Origin of the sequence: Puia sp. (assembly GCF_036500295.1) — a bacterium.
GTDB lineage: Bacteria > Bacteroidota > Bacteroidia > Chitinophagales > Chitinophagaceae > Puia.
Genome location: NZ_DASYCH010000057.1, coordinates 21,665 through 37,412, shown reverse-complemented (window position 1 = coordinate 37,412; position 15,748 = coordinate 21,665). Strand labels below are relative to the sequence as shown.

The 15,748-nt window shown below is 52.9% G+C and carries 17 protein-coding genes; 11 read left to right on the top strand and 6 right to left on the bottom strand.

Annotated elements, in window-relative coordinates; genetic code table 11:
* Positions 1–23 precede the first annotated feature (23 nt).
* Together VGM48_RS11630 and VGM48_RS11625 are read left to right on the top strand one after the other, a co-directional pair.
* Positions 24–596 (top strand): hypothetical protein, encoded by a 573-nt coding sequence (locus tag VGM48_RS11630; RefSeq protein WP_331579214.1) that lies wholly within the window; start codon positions 24–26, stop codon positions 594–596.
* Positions 597–705: 109 nt separating this feature from the next.
* Positions 706–1,302 (top strand): transposase, encoded by a 597-nt coding sequence (locus VGM48_RS11625; RefSeq protein ID WP_331579212.1) that lies wholly within the window; start codon positions 706–708, stop codon positions 1,300–1,302.
* Here the strand turns inward: VGM48_RS11625 and VGM48_RS11620 are convergent.
* Positions 1,291–1,644 (bottom strand): arsenate reductase family protein, encoded by a 354-nt coding sequence (locus VGM48_RS11620; RefSeq protein ID WP_331579210.1) that lies wholly within the window; start codon positions 1,642–1,644, stop codon positions 1,291–1,293. The genes VGM48_RS11625 and VGM48_RS11620 overlap by 12 nt on opposite strands.
* A gap of 55 nt (positions 1,645–1,699) precedes the next feature.
* On the opposite strand from VGM48_RS11620, the gene VGM48_RS11615 reads away from it, so the two are divergent.
* Both VGM48_RS11615 and VGM48_RS11610 read left to right on the top strand, forming a co-directional pair.
* Positions 1,700–2,221, top strand: a complete 522-nt coding sequence (locus VGM48_RS11615) for a sigma-70 family RNA polymerase sigma factor (RefSeq protein ID WP_331579208.1) — start codon at positions 1,700–1,702, stop codon at positions 2,219–2,221.
* Entirely contained in the window at positions 2,202–2,807 is a 606-nt protein-coding gene (locus VGM48_RS11610; protein ID WP_331579206.1) for a hypothetical protein, read from the top strand. Before VGM48_RS11615 ends, VGM48_RS11610 begins: the two co-directional genes overlap by 20 nt.
* Before the next feature lie 5 nt (positions 2,808–2,812).
* On the opposite strand, the gene VGM48_RS11605 is transcribed toward VGM48_RS11610, so the two are convergent.
* Positions 2,813–3,589 (bottom strand): glycoside hydrolase family 25 protein, encoded by a 777-nt coding sequence (locus VGM48_RS11605; protein WP_331579204.1) that lies wholly within the window; start codon positions 3,587–3,589, stop codon positions 2,813–2,815.
* 65 nt (positions 3,590–3,654) lie between these two features.
* Here VGM48_RS11605 and VGM48_RS11600 point away from each other — a divergent pair, with 65 nt between their 5' ends.
* Genes VGM48_RS11600 through VGM48_RS11585 form a run of 4 tightly spaced genes read left to right on the top strand, consistent with a single transcriptional unit; the run spans position 3,655 to position 8,422 of the window.
* Positions 3,655–4,686, top strand: a complete 1,032-nt coding sequence (locus VGM48_RS11600) for a radical SAM/SPASM domain-containing protein (RefSeq protein WP_331579202.1) — start codon at positions 3,655–3,657, stop codon at positions 4,684–4,686.
* A gap of 11 nt (positions 4,687–4,697) precedes the next feature.
* Complete coding sequence (locus VGM48_RS11595; RefSeq protein WP_331579200.1) at positions 4,698–5,180, top strand: DinB family protein; 483 nt, start codon at positions 4,698–4,700, stop codon at positions 5,178–5,180.
* A gap of 21 nt (positions 5,181–5,201) precedes the next feature.
* Complete coding sequence (locus VGM48_RS11590; RefSeq protein WP_331579198.1) at positions 5,202–7,184, top strand: family 10 glycosylhydrolase; 1,983 nt, start codon at positions 5,202–5,204, stop codon at positions 7,182–7,184.
* Between the two features lie 17 nt (positions 7,185–7,201).
* On the top strand, positions 7,202–8,422 hold the full coding sequence (locus tag VGM48_RS11585; RefSeq protein ID WP_331579197.1) for a DegT/DnrJ/EryC1/StrS family aminotransferase: 1,221 nt from the start codon (positions 7,202–7,204) through the stop codon (positions 8,420–8,422).
* 64 nt (positions 8,423–8,486) lie between these two features.
* On the opposite strand, the gene VGM48_RS11580 is transcribed toward VGM48_RS11585, so the two are convergent.
* Complete coding sequence (locus VGM48_RS11580) at positions 8,487–8,726, bottom strand: hypothetical protein (protein WP_331579195.1); 240 nt, start codon at positions 8,724–8,726, stop codon at positions 8,487–8,489.
* A 188-nt stretch (positions 8,727–8,914) separates the two neighbouring features.
* Between VGM48_RS11580 and rpoN the strand changes: the two genes are divergently transcribed.
* Positions 8,915–10,396, top strand: a complete 1,482-nt coding sequence (gene rpoN / locus VGM48_RS11575) for an RNA polymerase factor sigma-54 (protein ID WP_331579193.1) — start codon at positions 8,915–8,917, stop codon at positions 10,394–10,396.
* A complete protein-coding gene (locus VGM48_RS11570) occupies positions 10,393–11,007 on the top strand; it encodes a hypothetical protein (protein WP_331579191.1) in 615 nt (204 codons plus the stop codon). The genes rpoN and VGM48_RS11570 overlap by 4 nt, the downstream gene beginning before the upstream one ends.
* A 100-nt stretch (positions 11,008–11,107) precedes the next feature.
* Here the strand turns inward: VGM48_RS11570 and VGM48_RS11565 are convergent, their stop codons facing one another.
* From VGM48_RS11565 to VGM48_RS11555, 3 genes are all read right to left on the bottom strand, one after another.
* On the bottom strand, positions 11,108–11,830 hold the full coding sequence (locus tag VGM48_RS11565) for a murein L,D-transpeptidase catalytic domain family protein (RefSeq protein ID WP_331579189.1): 723 nt from the start codon (positions 11,828–11,830) through the stop codon (positions 11,108–11,110).
* Positions 11,831–12,008: 178 nt separating this feature from the next.
* On the bottom strand, positions 12,009–13,415 hold the full coding sequence (locus VGM48_RS11560) for an MATE family efflux transporter (protein WP_331579188.1): 1,407 nt from the start codon (positions 13,413–13,415) through the stop codon (positions 12,009–12,011).
* A gap of 177 nt (positions 13,416–13,592) precedes the next feature.
* Positions 13,593–14,690, bottom strand: coding sequence for a redoxin family protein (locus tag VGM48_RS11555; RefSeq protein WP_331579186.1), 1,098 nt, complete (start codon positions 14,688–14,690; stop codon positions 13,593–13,595).
* A 147-nt stretch (positions 14,691–14,837) separates the two neighbouring features.
* Between VGM48_RS11555 and VGM48_RS11550 the strand changes: the two genes are divergently transcribed.
* Positions 14,838–15,743, top strand: a complete 906-nt coding sequence (locus tag VGM48_RS11550; RefSeq protein WP_331579184.1) for a sugar phosphate isomerase/epimerase — start codon at positions 14,838–14,840, stop codon at positions 15,741–15,743.
* Positions 15,744–15,748: the final 5 nt, after the last annotated feature.

Below are 15,748 nucleotides of genomic sequence, written 5' to 3'. Positions count from 1 at the left end.
CAAAAGTTCACTACCTTTTCCGCATGACCGAAATGTACAAGATACAGCCCAAGGGATTGTATTTTGTAACCCTAACCGTAGTCGGCGGAATCGATGTATTCACGCGATATGAATACTGCGATCTGTTAGTTGATAATCTCAACTACTGCATCGAGAATAAACGGTTACGGGTATACGAATATACCATCCTCCCAAGCCAATTGCATATGATCGCGGACGTGGAGCAAGGGAAGGGGAATCTACCAAAAGTCTTACGCGACCTGAAGAGTTATTCGGCCAAACAGATCCTCCGGGCCATCTCCGAGCACCCGGATGAGAGCAGAAAGGAATGGCTGATGCGGCTTTTTCATTTCTTTGCCAACCGGTATCAGCATGATTCGGAGCATCATTTCTGGCAATTCGGCAACCAGCCTGTCGATCTTGAAAAGCTTGTTAACAAAGACAAGCCCATTCCCACCCCCATCGACAAGCTGATAAAGGCCAAATGGGTCGACGACCCGGTCCATTACCTCTATTGCAGCGCCTATCCCATGCAACGGGTGAAACTCTTTACGGCGGACGGGCTCATCGGCGAGTCTCTTATTGGAAAAAAATAAGCGGTTCAGGGCAGACGATTCGGATGTTTTTGTTGTAATTTTAGCAACATCCCCCATCCCGGACCTGTTTGCGCATTGATTATTTTGTGAATCCAAAATAAAAGAGATCATGCTGTCTAATGATAAGCCGCTAATTCCGCTGGACTCCTGTTATTTCCTGACCTTCAACATTGTAGACAAGATAGACGTATTTACCCGGCCGGCTTATAAACAGGTGATCACGGATGCATTGAATTATTTTGTCGACACCCAGGGGCTGACTATTTATTCCTGGTGTCTGATGCCCAGCCATTTGCATCTTATCGTCCGGGCGAAGGAGGCTGCGGCCCCGGCCAATTTCGAGCGGGAATTCAAGAAAAATACGACGCGGTCGCTGCTGGAAACCATTGAAATGGAGATGGATTTCCGGCGGGACTGGATGCTGCGGCATTTCGAGGAATATCGTAAATCCCTGCAGAAAAAAGAGAGATTCCATATCTGGCAGGACTGTAGCAGCCCGCTGCGGATCGATTGTAAGCAGCCCGGGATGCTGCTGGAAAGGATCGCTCATATCCATGAGAACCCCGTCAGGGACAGGATCGTCGAACAGCCGGATGCATACCTGTTCAGCAGCGCGCGCGATTATACGGGAAGGCCGGGTCTCGTCCGGACCCGGGTGGTCCAGCAACAGGGGCTTTTCGGATCGAAGTTGTTGTCATCCAATTGATCTTTTCAACTGTTCGAGAGTTTTCTTTTCGCTGCCGACAAACACATTCTTCCCGGCGATGACGACGGGCCGTTTCAGAAAAGTATATTCCTCCAGGATCAGCCGGCGGTAGTCGGCCTCGGTGAGCGTCTTGTCTTTCAGCCCCAATTCCTTGTATTTTATAGCCCGCCGGCTGAACAGGGCCTCATAGGACCCGGTCTTCTCCTTTAGTGCGTCGAGTTCGGCGGCGGTAATCTTTTCGGTCTTGATATCCTGGAGGACAAATCCTTTTTCCGCCGCACCGGTATCCTGCAGAATACGCTGGCAGGTGGTGCAGGTGGAGAGATGATAGATCTTCTTCATGGCTGCGAATGTAATAATTTCGTTCATTCGACGACAAATCGTTAAAACCCCCGACTTGCACAATCAGGGCCTACAGGACGCTTTTATCGGGCTGGTGGACACCAACCGCGGTATCCTCTACAAGATCTGCAGGATGTATGGGGCTACCGAGCCCGACCGGCAAGACCTTTTCCAGGAGATCGTCATCCAGCTTTGGCGATCCTATCCGGCGTTCAGGGGGGATTCGAAATTCAGCACCTGGCTTTACCGGATTGCCCTGAATACGGCCATCTCCGACCTGCGCAAACAACGCCGGCATATCACCACGATCAACCCGGACAGCCTGCCGACCCAATTACAGGACATTCAATACAATTCGGAAAAGGAGGAGCAATTGCAGTCCCTTTATGCCGCCATCAGCCGGCTGACGGAAGTGGAGAAAGCGCTGACGATGCTTTATCTCGAAGACAAGAGCTATGTAGAAATGGAAGAGATCCTGGGTATCCCGCAGAATAATCTGCGGGTAAAAATGAACCGGATCAAAGAGAAATTACGTAAAATGACAAAGGAGGCTGTTTATGGAGTTGGAAACACTTAAATCCATCTGGCAGGAGCAGGATACGCCACCGGTTTCGGCGACTTCCAGGGAGGAGCTCCTGGCGTTGCTGCAAAAGCAATCGGGCGGACCCATTGCCCGGATGCGCCGCAATCTGCGGAAGGAGGTGATCCTGATGGTCGTTTCCTACGGGTTTTGTATTCTTTTCTATTTGCTGGCTTTCAATGGCGAGATGTCCGGCGTGGCGTGGCTGTTCGTCGGGCTGTTCGCGTTCTTTTATGTGTATTATTACCGGAAGAACCTCCTGTTGAAAAAAATGCAATGTGTGAGCTGTGAGGTCCGGTCCAACCTGGCGGGACAGTTGAAGACCCTGCAAAAATATCTCCGGTTCTACTTTTGGTCCAGCACCCTCATCGTGCCGGTGAGTCTCTTTGTAACTTTTGAGATAACCATTCACAACCGGACGACCCCCGTCTCGTCGTGGGTGTGGATGGCGTCGCTGCTGTTCGCGCTTACCGGCGGACTCACCGTTGCCGTTTATTTTCTGAACCGCTGGTATATCCACAAGTTGTATGGCCGGCATATCCGCAAGCTGGAGGAGCTGCTGCGCGAAATGGACGAGGTGTAGGAAGACTAGTTGATCAGGAGTTTGCGGAATTCCGTGGAATCTCCGTTAAATACGTCGAAATCCACTTTTGTCATAATGCCGTTCACCCGGCCCGCTTCACTGTGTTGCCAGAAGGCCCAGGCCCGGTAAATACTGGGTCGTTCTTTTTGCAGGTAATGCGCCACCCAGAGCGGATAGGCGTCGAAATCATCCTTGAGGTATTGTTTGTAGAAATCCACATTCGTATAGATGATGGGCATCACATGATAGTAGTCCTGTACGGTTTGCAGCCATTCCTTGGCCCGGTCCCGTAATTTTTCCCCTGGAATGCCATAGGTCTGCTCGATGTCGAGTACAGGCGGCAGATCACCCGGCCCCAGCTCCACGGAATTGATGAAATTCTCCGCCTGCGCCTTGCCGCTCTTGGTGGCCAGGAAGAAATGATAGGCTCCCCGCGCCAGGCCCGCATCTTTCACCTTTTTCCAGTTGCGCTTGAAATAGGCGTCCTCGTTGCCCAGCCCTTCCGTTGCTTTTATAAAGGCAAAACTCATCTGCACATCGCCCACCTTCATATCCCGTACGAGGCTCCAGTCGATGACGTCCTGGTATTTGGACACATCCACGCCATGGATGGTATAGTTGACGGGGATATCGATCCCGAATTCGGCATACCGGACAAAATGAGCTCTTCTTTCCTGCCACCATTCGTAGCCCACGAAACCCAGCATAACGAGTACGACTGCGATGGCGGTGTATATGAATATCTTCCAGCCTGTATTGCTCTTCTTTGTCTTTTTTACCATGGTGATCTTTAGCGCCTTCGGGTGCCCAAACGGTTACAAACATAATTTAGTATTTTTATACTTCCATGCCCGAATTTAATCGCCACGATACGATCAACCTCTTGTCCAAGCTCACTGCGCGAAGGATATTTAACGGCATGAAGGTGCTGGGCAGCTACTATCTGAGCAAATGGACGAAAAAAGCTATTCAATGGGGCTATCCGGTATCCATCTCCTTTGAGCCGACCACGAGCTGCAACCTCCGGTGCCCGGAATGTCCCAGCGGGTTGCGCGCTTTTACCCGGCCCACGGGTATGCTGGAAAATGATTTCTTTCGCCAGACGCTCGATCAACTTTCCAAAGACCTGCTCTACCTGATCTTTTACTTCCAGGGGGAGCCCTATCTGAACCCTTCCTTTCTCGATATGGTCGCCTATGCTTCCTCCAAGGGCATCTATACCGCGACCTCGACAAATGCCCATTATCTCAACGACCGGAATGCAAAACGGACGGTAGAGAGCGGGCTCGACCGGCTGATCATTTCCATCGACGGAACCACGCAGGATGTCTACGAACAATACCGGGTCGGCGGCCGGCTGGACAAGGTGCTGGAGGGCGCCCGCAACATCGTCAAATGGAAAAAGGAACTAAACAGCAGGAAGCCCTTTGTTTTTTTTCAGTTCCTGGTCGTCAAGCCCAATGAGCACCAGCTGGAAGATATCCGCCGGCTTGCAAAAGAGACCGGCGTCGATGAGGTCCGGTTCAAGACAGCCCAGGTTTATGATTACGAGAACGACCCCAACGGGCTGATCCCCGTCAACGAAAAATACAGCCGTTACCGGAAGCAAAAGGACGGCCGCCGGGTTATCAAGAACTCCCTGGAGAATCATTGCTGGCGGCTCTGGCATGCCACGGTGATCACCTGGGACGGACTGGTGGTGCCCTGCTGCTTTGACAAGGATGCCGAACATCCGCTCGGCGACCTGAAGGGAAAATCCTTTAAGGAGGTGTGGAACGATGAAAAATATATCGAGTTCAGACGGCAGGTGCTTGGAAGCCGGAAGAATATCGACATCTGTGCCAATTGCAGCGAGGGAACAAAGGTCTGGGAGAATTAAACCGAACAAATATGCCGCTTTCTGCCTCTATCCTCGCCCGTCTCCGTCATCAACACGAAACTATCCGGGAGCTGACCGGTAATATTTCCGAGCAGCATCTCCGGCAACGGGTCGATCCCGCCAAATGGAGCGCCTTTGAGAATATCGCTCATCTGGCCTGTTATCAGCCGGTATTCCTGCACCGGCTCGGGCGGATACAGGACGAGAACAATCCGTTTTTTTCCCGTTATGTTGCGGATGCCGATCCGGAATTTCCCCGCTATGTGCAACTGACGCTGTCGCGGCTGCTCGGAGAGATCCGCACCGACCGGCAGGCCCTGATCACCCTACTGGAAGGCATGGACGAAACCAAACTATGCCGGACGGGGAAGCATGCCCGCTATGGGCAGTTCGAGCTGTCGCAATGGGTGGAGTTCTTTCTCCTGCACGAGGCCCATCATCTTTATACAATTTTTATGCTGGTATGCGAATTGCGCAAGACTTTGCCTGAATAAAATTTCATTACTTTGTAAGGCATGGCACTCGAAAACGAAATAAATCAGAAGAAATTCCGCACCGAATACCAGAAAGCAAGGATCAATCTCATCTATACCTACAACTGGCTTTCCGAAAAAATAAGCTCCATCTTCGAAGAATGGGACATTACGCCCCGGCAATTCAACATCCTGCGTATCCTGCGGGGTGAGGGAAAGCCGTTATCCACGCTCCAGATCCGGCAGCGGATGCTCGACAAGATGAGCGACACCAGCCGGATCGTCGACCGGTTGTTGAAAAAAGGGCTTGTCCGGAAAACGCCTAATGGCGAAGACCGCCGGCTTGTCGACGTGGTGATCACGGCAAAAGGAAAAAGACTGCTGGAGAAGATCGATCCCTTTGAAGAGTCCGCGGACAAGTTTATGACGCAGCTGTCCGAAGAAGAGACAAAGACGCTGAATGGGCTGCTCGATAAACTGCGCCAGGTGTCGTCTGCGGTTTTCTTTGTATTCCTGGTCGTTTCGGGGCTTGTCTGCTCCGCTCAAAAGGCGCCCAAATATGAGTTTCGCGCCGCCTGGGTGGCTTCCGTGGATAATATCGACTGGCCCTCCCGGAAGGGGCTTCCCGTGGACAGTCAGAAAGTGGAGTTCATCCGGCTGCTCGAGATGCACAAGCGGAATGGATTGAACGCACTGGTGGTCCAGGTCCGGCCTGCCGCCGACGCTTTTTTTGCCTCACCCTATGAACCCTGGAGCGAATGGCTCACGGGTGTCCAGGGCAAGGCGCCCGACCCCTACTATGATCCGCTGACCTTTATGATCGAAGAGACCCATCGCCGGGGCATGGAGTTTCACGCCTGGTGCAATCCTTACCGGGCTGTAAAGACGATGGGCAGGTCCTCCATTGCCGCCGATCATATCACCCGCAAACACCCAAGCTGGTTCGTCCGGTTCGAGAACACCCTGTATTTCGATCCGGGCAATAAAGAAGTGCAACAATATGTCACCATGGTCATCCGGGATCTTGTGCGCCGGTACGACATCGATGGCTTGCATTTCGATGACTATTTCTATCCCTATGATATCGTCGAGGGGGGTCCGCCGGGCAAGGATTTTCCCGATAACGCCACCTATGTCCGCTATGGCGGTGGGCTGTCCATCGGCGATTGGCGGCGCAGCAATGTGGACTCGGTGATCGTGATGATCAGCAGGGCGATAAAGCAGGAAAAACCCTATTGCAAATTCGGCGTCAGTCCGTTTGCCATCTGGCGAAACCGGTCGCAGGACCCCGAGGGCAGCGAAACTTCGGGCGGGGTTACCGACTACGATAATCTTTATGCCGATGTCCTGCTGTGGCTCAAACGGGGATGGATCGATTATGTGGTTCCGCAGATCTATTTCGACTTCGATCAACCACGGGCGCCCTATGGCCCGCTGCTGGACTGGTGGGCGCGGCATAGTTATGGCAAACATTGTTACATCGGTCTTGGCATCTACAAGGCCTTCGAACGGATCGCCGCCTGGCATGACCCCAACCAGATCCCCCGGCAGATCCGCGCGATGCGAGACTATCCCGAAGTGCAAGGCGCCGTTTATTTCAGCAGTAACAGCTTTGTGAGCAACCCTTATGGCTGGTGCGACAGCCTTCAAAACAATTACTACAATTATCCCGCGCTGATCCCGCCGATGCCCTGGCTCGACTCGGCAAAGCCGCATGATCCGCTTTTTCATGTCGAATATGATCGCAAGGAACGAACGGGCACCGCCTGGCTGTCCAAGGGGGCGACGGAAGACTCGCTTCGCGGCTATGCGATCTATCGGGCCGATTCGGCGACGGTGAATATCGATTCCATTCACGCCAATGCGTTTATCCCCTATGACCAGGTGGCGGGGTTTACGATTCATCAACCGCCGGCCGAGGATAAGGGCCCGGCGCCTTTTTATTTTGTCACGGCCGTCAGCCGAAACAATGTCGAAAGCCGGCCGGTTCCGTTGCTTTTTTCTAACTTTGGTGCCGATCAATAATCTAAAAATTTTTATATATGCCTGGTTTCGAATTTTTTGGCCCTGAAGAACGCAAACATATCAACGACGTCATGGAGACCGGTATCCTGATGCGGTATGGCTTTGACGGCCCGCGCAAGGGCATCTGGAAATCAAAAGAGCTGGAGGCTGCCATCTGCTCCCGGCTCGGTTGCGGTTTTGCGCAGCTTACGTCCAGCGGCACATCGGCGCTGACGACAGCCCTCACGGCGCTGGGCATCGGTGCCGGCGACGAGGTGATCATGCCGACGTTTACTTTTGTGGCCAGCTTCGAATCCGTACTGAGTGTCGGGGCTATCCCCGTGCTGACGGAGATCGATGATACGCTTACCCTGTCTCCGGATGCGGTCCGCAGCGCCATCACCCCCCGCACCAAATGCGTGATGCCCGTTCATATGTGCGGCGCCATGGCCGACCTCGACGCGCTTTCCCGGATCTGTGAGGAAAACGACCTCATCCTGTTGGAAGACGCCTGTCAGAGTTTTGGGGCGAGCTACAAGGGCCGCGCCCTGGGAACCATCGGTCATGCCGGGACGTTCTCCTTTGACTTTGTAAAAACCGTCACCTGTGGCGAAGGGGGAGCCGTCATCACGAACGACAAGGAACTTTATCTGAAATGCGATGGCTATACGGACCATGGACATGACCATGCCGGCGTCGACCGCGGTGCAGACACTCATCCCTTTATCGGCTATAACTATCGCATCTCCGAGCTGCATGCCGCCATCGGCCTGGCGCAGATCGGGAAGCTGGATCAATTTCTGGCGATCCAGAAAAAGACTCATCAGGCGCTGAAAGCGATACTTTCAACCGTTGCTGAAATTGGTTTCCGGCGAATCCCCGATGCCGAAGGAGACAGCCATACCTTCCTGAGCTGGTTTCTGCCGACGGAAGAGATCGCCCGGGCAGTGGTGGCCGAGCTGCGGCAACAAAACAGCCTGGCAGGAAACTTCTACTGGTTTGATAACAACTGGCATTACGTCCGCAAGTGGGATCATCTCCGGCAGGCGGCGACACTCAACAACCTCAACGAAGAACAGCGCAACGCCCTGACGGGCCTGGCGCCGGATGGGTTTCCCGACAGCGACAAGATCATGAGCCGGTGTCTTTCCACGGCGATCGGACTGACCTGGACAGAAGAGCAGACAAAGGAAAAAGGGGAGAAGATCGTCGCGGCTGTCAGGAAGGTGCTGGCCCGGCAGAAGACGTCCGCTGCCTGATCCCGATGGCCTGGGGTGCTGCCGGATCGTCCGGGGCTTATTGCGCCCGGGGGGTGCCCGGCGCTTATTTCCCTTCTAATCTATTGACGTATTCGAGCGATCCCAGCCGGAAATGCAGGGGCAGGCGGGTGAATTTTTCAATCTCCAGCTCTTTTTTGCAGAAGAAGCCCAGATGGCTGGAATAATAGCTGCCATCGATGGGCGTGATCGATCGCGGGGAAAGCGGGATGGGAGGAGGGGTCGCCGGGTGGACCGAAAGGTGTAAAACAGGGATGAAAGCCGGGGTGAAGATAATTTTCTCCACAGGGAACGGCGCCCTTGACTGGGCATTAACAGCTGCGGTAACTATTGAGATACATACAACAAGAAAAGTTTTTTTTCGTTGCACGGTTGGTCCCTCCTTTTTCCTTAAATTTACGGCCTGATTTTTGTGGTTCGCGCGCCTTTTACCCGATATTGGGTCAAAGGAGCAGAGCAAAACCCCTGATAGACATGTCGTTAAGTCAATCATTACAGCAAAAACTACTCCAAAAGTTATCACCGCAGCAGATTCAGTTGATGAAATTGCTGCAGGTGCCGACGGCTAACCTTGAGGAAAGGATCAAGGAAGAGCTGGAGGAGAACCCGGCGCTGGAGGTGACGGAGGATCATGAGGATGGGAGTGAGGAGTTGAAGGATGAGTTCGACTCGGCGGAAGAATATGAAGAGGCGGATGGCAGTGAGGCGGAATATGAGAACATCGATATCAGCGAATATGTCAACGATGGCGACGACGATATAGCGGATTATAAACTGCGTGACGACAATTACCCGGATGCGGACGAGGACCGGGTAATGCCCCATAAGGTGGAGAGTTCGTTTCATGAGCTGTTGCTGGATCAATTGGGGATGCTGGTCGTCGATGACCGCACGAGGAAGATCGCCGAGCAGATCATCGGGAGCATCGATGATGATGGTTACCTGCGCCGGGAGACGGCTTCCATCGCCGATGACCTGGCTTTCCGGCAGAATATCGAGACCACCGAAGAAGAGATCGAGTCGCTGATCAAGAAGATCCAACACTTCGATCCCGCGGGGGTTGCCGCCCGCGACCTGCAGGAATGCCTGCTTATCCAGCTACGCCGGAAAAAGAACAGCAGTAAGAGCGTCGACATAGCGATCGACGTCCTTTCTTATTATTTCGACGAGTTTACCAAGAAGCATTATGATAAGATCCAACGGGGTCTCAACCTGGACGATGAGCAGCTGAAGGAGGTGATCAACCAGATCATCAAGCTGAATCCAAAACCCGGCGGGGATGTGACGGAGGTCAACAAGGCCGAGAGCTATGTGATCCCCGATTTCTTTATCACCAACACCGGCGGAAAGCTGGAACTCTCCCTGAACTCCAAGAACGCGCCCGACCTGCGCATCAGCGAGGGGTATAAGGAGATGCTAAAGGAATATGACCGGGGGAGCAAGAAGGACAAGCGGCAGAAAGAGGCCGTTTTGTTCATCAAGCAGAAGATCGATGCCGCGAAATGGTTTATCGATGCGATCAAGCAGCGGCAGCAGACCCTTTATAATACGATGCATACGATCATGGACTACCAGCACGACTTTTTCCTCACCGGGGATGAAACGACGCTGCGACCCATGATCCTAAAAGATATTGCCGAACGGACAGCCCTGGATATCTCCACGGTAAGCCGGGTGGCCAACAGCAAATTCGTCCAAACGGAATTCGGGACGTACCGGCTTAAATTTTTCTTCAGCGAATCACTCAGTACGGACAGCGGGGAAGAGGTTTCGACAAGGGAAGTAAAGAAGATACTCAGCGATCTCATCGAGGGCGAAAGCAAGAAGAAGCCCCTCAGCGATGAGAAGCTGACCGAGCTGTTGCAGGAGAAAGGATATAATATCGCCCGCCGCACTGTTGCCAAATACCGCGAACAATTAAACATTCCCGTCGCAAGACTGAGGAAGGAACTATGATCAAAAGAGCGTTAGCGCATTTTTTCTCGATCGTCTTTCACCCGCTGTTCATCAGCGCCTATGTGATGGCCTTTATCATTTTTGTTCATCCCTATGCTTTTGCAGGCTTCGAGCAAAAACAAAAAGTGATGCGGCTGATGACGGTCGTCCTTTGCAATACCTTTCTGCCTTTGTTTGCCGTCTTTTTGCTTTGGCGGTTGCAGCTGATCAAGTCACCTATGCTGCGCAATGAAAAGGAAAGGATCGGTCCTTACCTGATAGCGATGATCTTTTATTGGTGGACCTGGCTGGTGTTTAAACGCCTTCCCGATACCCCTGCACTGGCCGTCCATTTCCTGCTTGGCACTTTTCTGGCGGTGTGCGGCGCCTGGATCTGCAATATCTATTTCAAGGTCAGCATGCATGCGATCGCGCTGGCCGGTGCAACGATGTTCTTTTGTCTGTTTGCTTTCAATGATGATTACGGTTCGGGCCTGTATGTGGCCATTGCGCTTTTGTTGACAGGGATTGTCTGTACTTCGCGCCTGATCCTTTCCGAACATACCTCTTTCGAGATCTGGGCCGGAGTGATTGTCGGCCTGCTCACGCAATATATAGGGTGGCAATTCTGATCGGGACCTTGCCGGTTAAGTCAAAAAGAAAAGCCCTACCATAGGGTACGAACCAATGGGGGCTTTTTCACCTTCAAACCATCTGAAGTATGCGTCCATGCTAGCCGTTAAGTATCTTGCTTCTGGTGATGTATTTTTTGGTTGGGTGATAGATAAATAAACAGGATCCTTCTTTTATAAGGTCGATGATCATTTCCGATTCGTCTGCCGGAACCGCGGGGCAACCATAGCTTCTGCCGCAAAACCGGTTCATATCCAAAAAGTCCGGGCCGACATACTGGCTTCCATGCACAACGATATTCCTGCCGCTGGCCCTGTCGTTGAAGCCCCGTTCCATCCCTCTGATCTTTAAGGAAAACCCGTTGTTGCCATAATAGGTTCCCTGGGTGATATAAAAACCAAGACTGCTCTTGTGAGAGGAAGGACTGTTGGAGAAGGACCGGGCAAACTCCTGACCGGAGTTGCGGCCATGCGCCACATAGGTATTCACCAGCACCTTCTTCTGGTCAAGGTCCAGCACATAGAACCGTTTATTCCGGGAGGACTGACTCATGTCGCAGATGGACAGGATATTTGTCTTGTTCAGCCAGTGATGTTCCAGCAGATAATAATATCCCTTAAGGGCGTATTCAAAAGCTTTTTTATTAAGCCCAACCTCCTCCAGATCGAATGCCTGGTAGAGATTGTTCACCTCGACGGCAAAAGCCGCCGCTTTCGCTGAACTTTTGGTTTTGACGGGACCACCGGCTCTTGCAATACCTGCCGGTAAAACAAATGCGACCAAGACGCACAAGAAGCCAGGATGAAATAGACTGCGACGCATGTTTCAAAGGTTTTTACTCCGGATTAAATCTGGCCGGGCACTTTTTAGCGGTGCCCGAACGGAGTTATTAACGGAGGGGAAACTAAAATATTATCTATTTTCTGATTGTGCAAGAGTCTATTACGATATATTTTTTATTGTGTCCTACAGGACTTTTCCACAATTTAAAGGCATACCCTTACACCTTTACCCGCTTCCACCGGCCCCGGCGAAAAATGATAAAACTGACGATGGAAATGGCCGTTTCCGTGATGAGGATGGCCCAAAACACCCCTTTCGGACCCAGTTTCAACCCGATGGCCAGGGTCCACGCAAGTGGGATTTGAAAGGCCCAGCAGCAGAAAAGATTGATAACCGTAGGGGTTCGCGTGTCTCCGGCGCCGTTAAAGGCATTGGTAAGGACCATTCCGACCCCATAAAAGACATATCCAATACTAACAATATGTAAAACTTTGATGGCAAATTCCTCCACTGCCGGGTCCGGATTGATGACTTTTACGATCGGCGAGGCGGCAAAGAGAAAAAGCAGGGTGACGACCAGCATGAACCCGGCATTGTAGATGGAAGCCGTGCGCACCGACTGTTCCGCCCGGTCGGGCAGGCCGGCCCCGAGATTCTGCCCCACGAGGGTGGCGGCGGCATTGCTCATCCCCCATGCGGGCAGGAGGAAGAAAAGCAGGATGCGGATGGACACCTGGTAACCCGCGGTAGCGGCCGTATCGTTGAAGCTGGCAATGATCCTTGTCATCACGATCCACGAAGCCGAACCGATGAGAAACTGTGTCGTACCCGTCCAGGCGATCTTCGTCAGTCCGCGGATAATGACGCCATCCGGCCGGAAATGACTGCGGATAAAGCGGATCACCCCGCTTCCCCGGAGGAGATAGAACAGTTGATAACAGACCCCGATACCTCTGCCGATGATGGTGGCCATGGCGGCGCCGGGCAGTCCGTAGAAATGCACGAGGATCGGGCAGAGCACGACATTACAGCCGTTGGCGATCCAGAGGGACCACATCGCCATGGCGGCGTTGCCGGCGCCGCGGAAGATGCCGTTGATCAGATAGAGCAGCATGATCACGATGACGCTGGCAAAGACCAGGCGCGTATACGTGGCGCCGGCCGCGATCGTCGAGGGGATCGCGCCCATGATGCGGAGAATATGCGGCGCCAGCAGGCTGCCCGCCACGCTGATCACCACGGTAAGGACAAGACTGATTATAATGGACTGGGCGGCAGCGCGTGAAGCCCCTTCGCGATCTTTTTCGCCGATGCGCCGGGCCACCATGGCCGTGGCTGCCATACTAAGCCCGATGGCCACGGAATAGACAAGGGTGAGCACCGATTCCGTCAGGCCGACGGTGGTGACGGCATCCTGGCCAAGCCGGCCGACAAAAAAGATATCGACAATGGCAAATACCGATTCCATGCACTGCTCGAGGATCATGGGGATCGATAAAAGAATAACGGCACGCCGGATGCTGCCCGAAGTAAAATCCTGGTGTTCGCCCGAGAGGGATTGACGCAGGACAAGCGCTATGGTAGAAAGGGTTTTCCCTTTTTGATTAGGTTGCGAAGATGACATGATAAAGTCTGTACTTGAAGGTAAAAAAATAGAAGGCGTGTTGGGCAGTAACCCATCAGAGGAGAGGAGTGGAGATGGCGATCTGCAATGGAGACAGATCGAGACTTAACAGGTCATATTCCCGGAGATTGAGGGGTAAAGATGAGAAATTTTTTTAATAAAAGAAAAAATTCTCCCTCAATAATATCTGCCGATCGCCGGATCATCGACGATCAGCTTCTTTAAGGCCGCGGCGTTTATCGGCCCCTCTTTCGCGTAAATGATCTTTCCGCCCGGCTCGACAACCAGGGTATACGGTAGCGCGCCCTGCCATTTGGGGTCGATAGCCTCGATCAGCTTGTACTTGTCGTCGATATTGAAAATATAGTTCGTGGCGCTGGCCTGGGACTTTTGCAGAAACTGCAAGGCTTTATTTCGCTTGGCCGGTTCGTCGGCGCTGATACTGATAAACTCGAAATCCCGGCGGCGATACATCCGGTTGATGTCTACGAAGTCCGGAAACTCCGCCACACAGGGTCCGCACCAGGTGGCCCAGACATTGATCAGCCGCAGCTTTTCGGTCTTGTTGCGGATCAGCTCCCGGATGCCATCGGCCGTGATGGTCTCCAGCTTTACCGGCTCTTTTGCCCACTCTTCTTTGGCTTTTGCGATCCAATCGCTTTTCTCCGCCCATTTGATCGAACAGCCAAAGACTTTTGTCGTCGTCACAGGGACTTGCTTATTGTTCAGCAATGCCTCGATCGCGTTGCGGGTGTCCCGCGTGTTTGGAGTTTTTGTCGGCTTCTCCACATCGTCGACCCGGCCGCTATACCGAAGCTTCCGGGCCTTATCGAAAATGAAGACATGCGGGGTGGCGATAGGGCCATATTTCAACGAGACGGCCTCCGTCTTGCCATCGTAGAGATAGGGGAAATTGAAATGTTTTTCCGCGGCGCGACGCTTCATCTCGTTAAAGCTGTCGCCCATATCGGTATAACCCAACTCGTCCAGCCGGATGGACTGAGGGTCGTTGGGCATGATCGCCACGACGGCGACGCCTTTGCTCTTATATTCTTTTGTCAGTTGGATGAGCCGGTCCTCATAAGCCTGGGCGGTGGGGCAGTGGTTACAGGTAAAAACCACCACCAGCACCCGGGCATCCTTAAAGGAGGCCAGGCTATAGGTCTTGCCATCGACACCCGGCAGGGAGAAATTAGGGGCAGTGGCGCCGATAGGCAGGGTGGGGTGATCGCCCCCCAGAAGCATCAGACTGGTAAGAAAAGCGAGAAAATTCATATGGCCCAATTTCCCAAAAGTTACAATTTATATCGCAGCCATGCGCCGGTTCCGGGGCCTGATGTAGTAATGATGTAGTGAAAAATACAGGAGAAAGCATAATTTTAAACCTGCAACGAATTCTGTCATATTAAAACGACTCCAACCATGCACACGAGAAGATCCTTCCTTAAGACCTCCGCACTTTATTCCGCCGGTATCCTGGCGGCGCCGGCAATCCCTTCTTTTCTTTCGGCCGGCCCGGTAATCGGACTACAGTTGTATACGGTGCGGGACTTTATGGCCAAAGACCCAAAAGGTACTCTTGCCAAAGTGGCGCAGATCGGCTATAACTCGCTGGAAGGGGCCACCTACAACGACGGGAAAGAGAACTTTTATGGAATGGACCCCAAGACCTTTGCGGGGGTGCTGAAAAACAACGGCCTGGTCATGCGAAGCTGTCATTACCGGCTGGGAGAGGATAGCTCGGGGGCGACGCTCACAAACGGTGAATATAAGGGAACCATCCTCCACGACTGGGACAAGGCCGTGGCAGATGCTCATTCGCTGGGATTACAATATATGATCTGCGCCTGGTTGTCGCCCAAGGAGCGCGGGGGGCTCGACCATTATAAGAAGATGGCTGCCGAATTTAATGTAGCCGGAGAAAAATGTAAGAAGGCCGGTATCCAGTTCTGCCATCACAACCACGATTTCGAGTTCGATCCCCAAAGCGGGAAATCCGGGTATGAGGTATTGCTCAGCGAGACCGATCCTCAATTGGTAAAAATGGAGCTGGACCTCTACTGGGCGACGAAGGCCGGGAAGGATCCGGTGAAGCTTTTCGACGCCCATCCCGGCCGCTTCCCCCTCTGGCATTTGAAGGACATGGATAATACGCCGAAGCACTCTTTCACGGAGGTAGGCAGCGGCACCGTTGACTTCAAACGGATCTTTGCCGCGAAAGCCAAGGCCGGGATGAAGTATTTCTTTGTAGAGCAGGACCAATGTCCCGGTTCCCCCTTCGACAGCATCACAAAGAGCATTACCTATATCCGGCAGAACCTGGTGTAAATGGA

What these genes read in the sequence shown, in the direction of transcription:
- VGM48_RS11630 (WP_331579214.1), top strand. Translation starts at nt 24, where the DNA reads ATGACCGAAATGTACAAGATACAGCCCAAGGGATTGTATTTTGTAACC.
- VGM48_RS11625 (WP_331579212.1), top strand. Translation starts at nt 706, where the DNA reads ATGCTGTCTAATGATAAGCCGCTAATTCCGCTGGACTCCTGTTATTTC.
- VGM48_RS11620 (WP_331579210.1), bottom strand. Translation starts at nt 1,644, where the DNA reads ATGAAGAAGATCTATCATCTCTCCACCTGCACCACCTGCCAGCGTATT.
- VGM48_RS11610 (WP_331579206.1), top strand. Translation starts at nt 2,202, where the DNA reads ATGGAGTTGGAAACACTTAAATCCATCTGGCAGGAGCAGGATACGCCA.
- VGM48_RS11605 (WP_331579204.1), bottom strand. Translation starts at nt 3,589, where the DNA reads ATGGTAAAAAAGACAAAGAAGAGCAATACAGGCTGGAAGATATTCATA.
- VGM48_RS11600 (WP_331579202.1), top strand. Translation starts at nt 3,655, where the DNA reads ATGCCCGAATTTAATCGCCACGATACGATCAACCTCTTGTCCAAGCTC.
- VGM48_RS11595 (WP_331579200.1), top strand. Translation starts at nt 4,698, where the DNA reads ATGCCGCTTTCTGCCTCTATCCTCGCCCGTCTCCGTCATCAACACGAA.
- VGM48_RS11590 (WP_331579198.1), top strand. Translation starts at nt 5,202, where the DNA reads ATGGCACTCGAAAACGAAATAAATCAGAAGAAATTCCGCACCGAATAC.
- VGM48_RS11585 (WP_331579197.1), top strand. Translation starts at nt 7,202, where the DNA reads ATGCCTGGTTTCGAATTTTTTGGCCCTGAAGAACGCAAACATATCAAC.
- rpoN (WP_331579193.1), top strand. Translation starts at nt 8,915, where the DNA reads ATGTCGTTAAGTCAATCATTACAGCAAAAACTACTCCAAAAGTTATCA.
- VGM48_RS11570 (WP_331579191.1), top strand. Translation starts at nt 10,393, where the DNA reads ATGATCAAAAGAGCGTTAGCGCATTTTTTCTCGATCGTCTTTCACCCG.
- VGM48_RS11565 (WP_331579189.1), bottom strand. Translation starts at nt 11,830, where the DNA reads ATGCGTCGCAGTCTATTTCATCCTGGCTTCTTGTGCGTCTTGGTCGCA.
- VGM48_RS11560 (WP_331579188.1), bottom strand. Translation starts at nt 13,415, where the DNA reads ATGTCATCTTCGCAACCTAATCAAAAAGGGAAAACCCTTTCTACCATA.
- VGM48_RS11555 (WP_331579186.1), bottom strand. Translation starts at nt 14,690, where the DNA reads ATGAATTTTCTCGCTTTTCTTACCAGTCTGATGCTTCTGGGGGGCGAT.
- VGM48_RS11550 (WP_331579184.1), top strand. Translation starts at nt 14,838, where the DNA reads ATGCACACGAGAAGATCCTTCCTTAAGACCTCCGCACTTTATTCCGCC.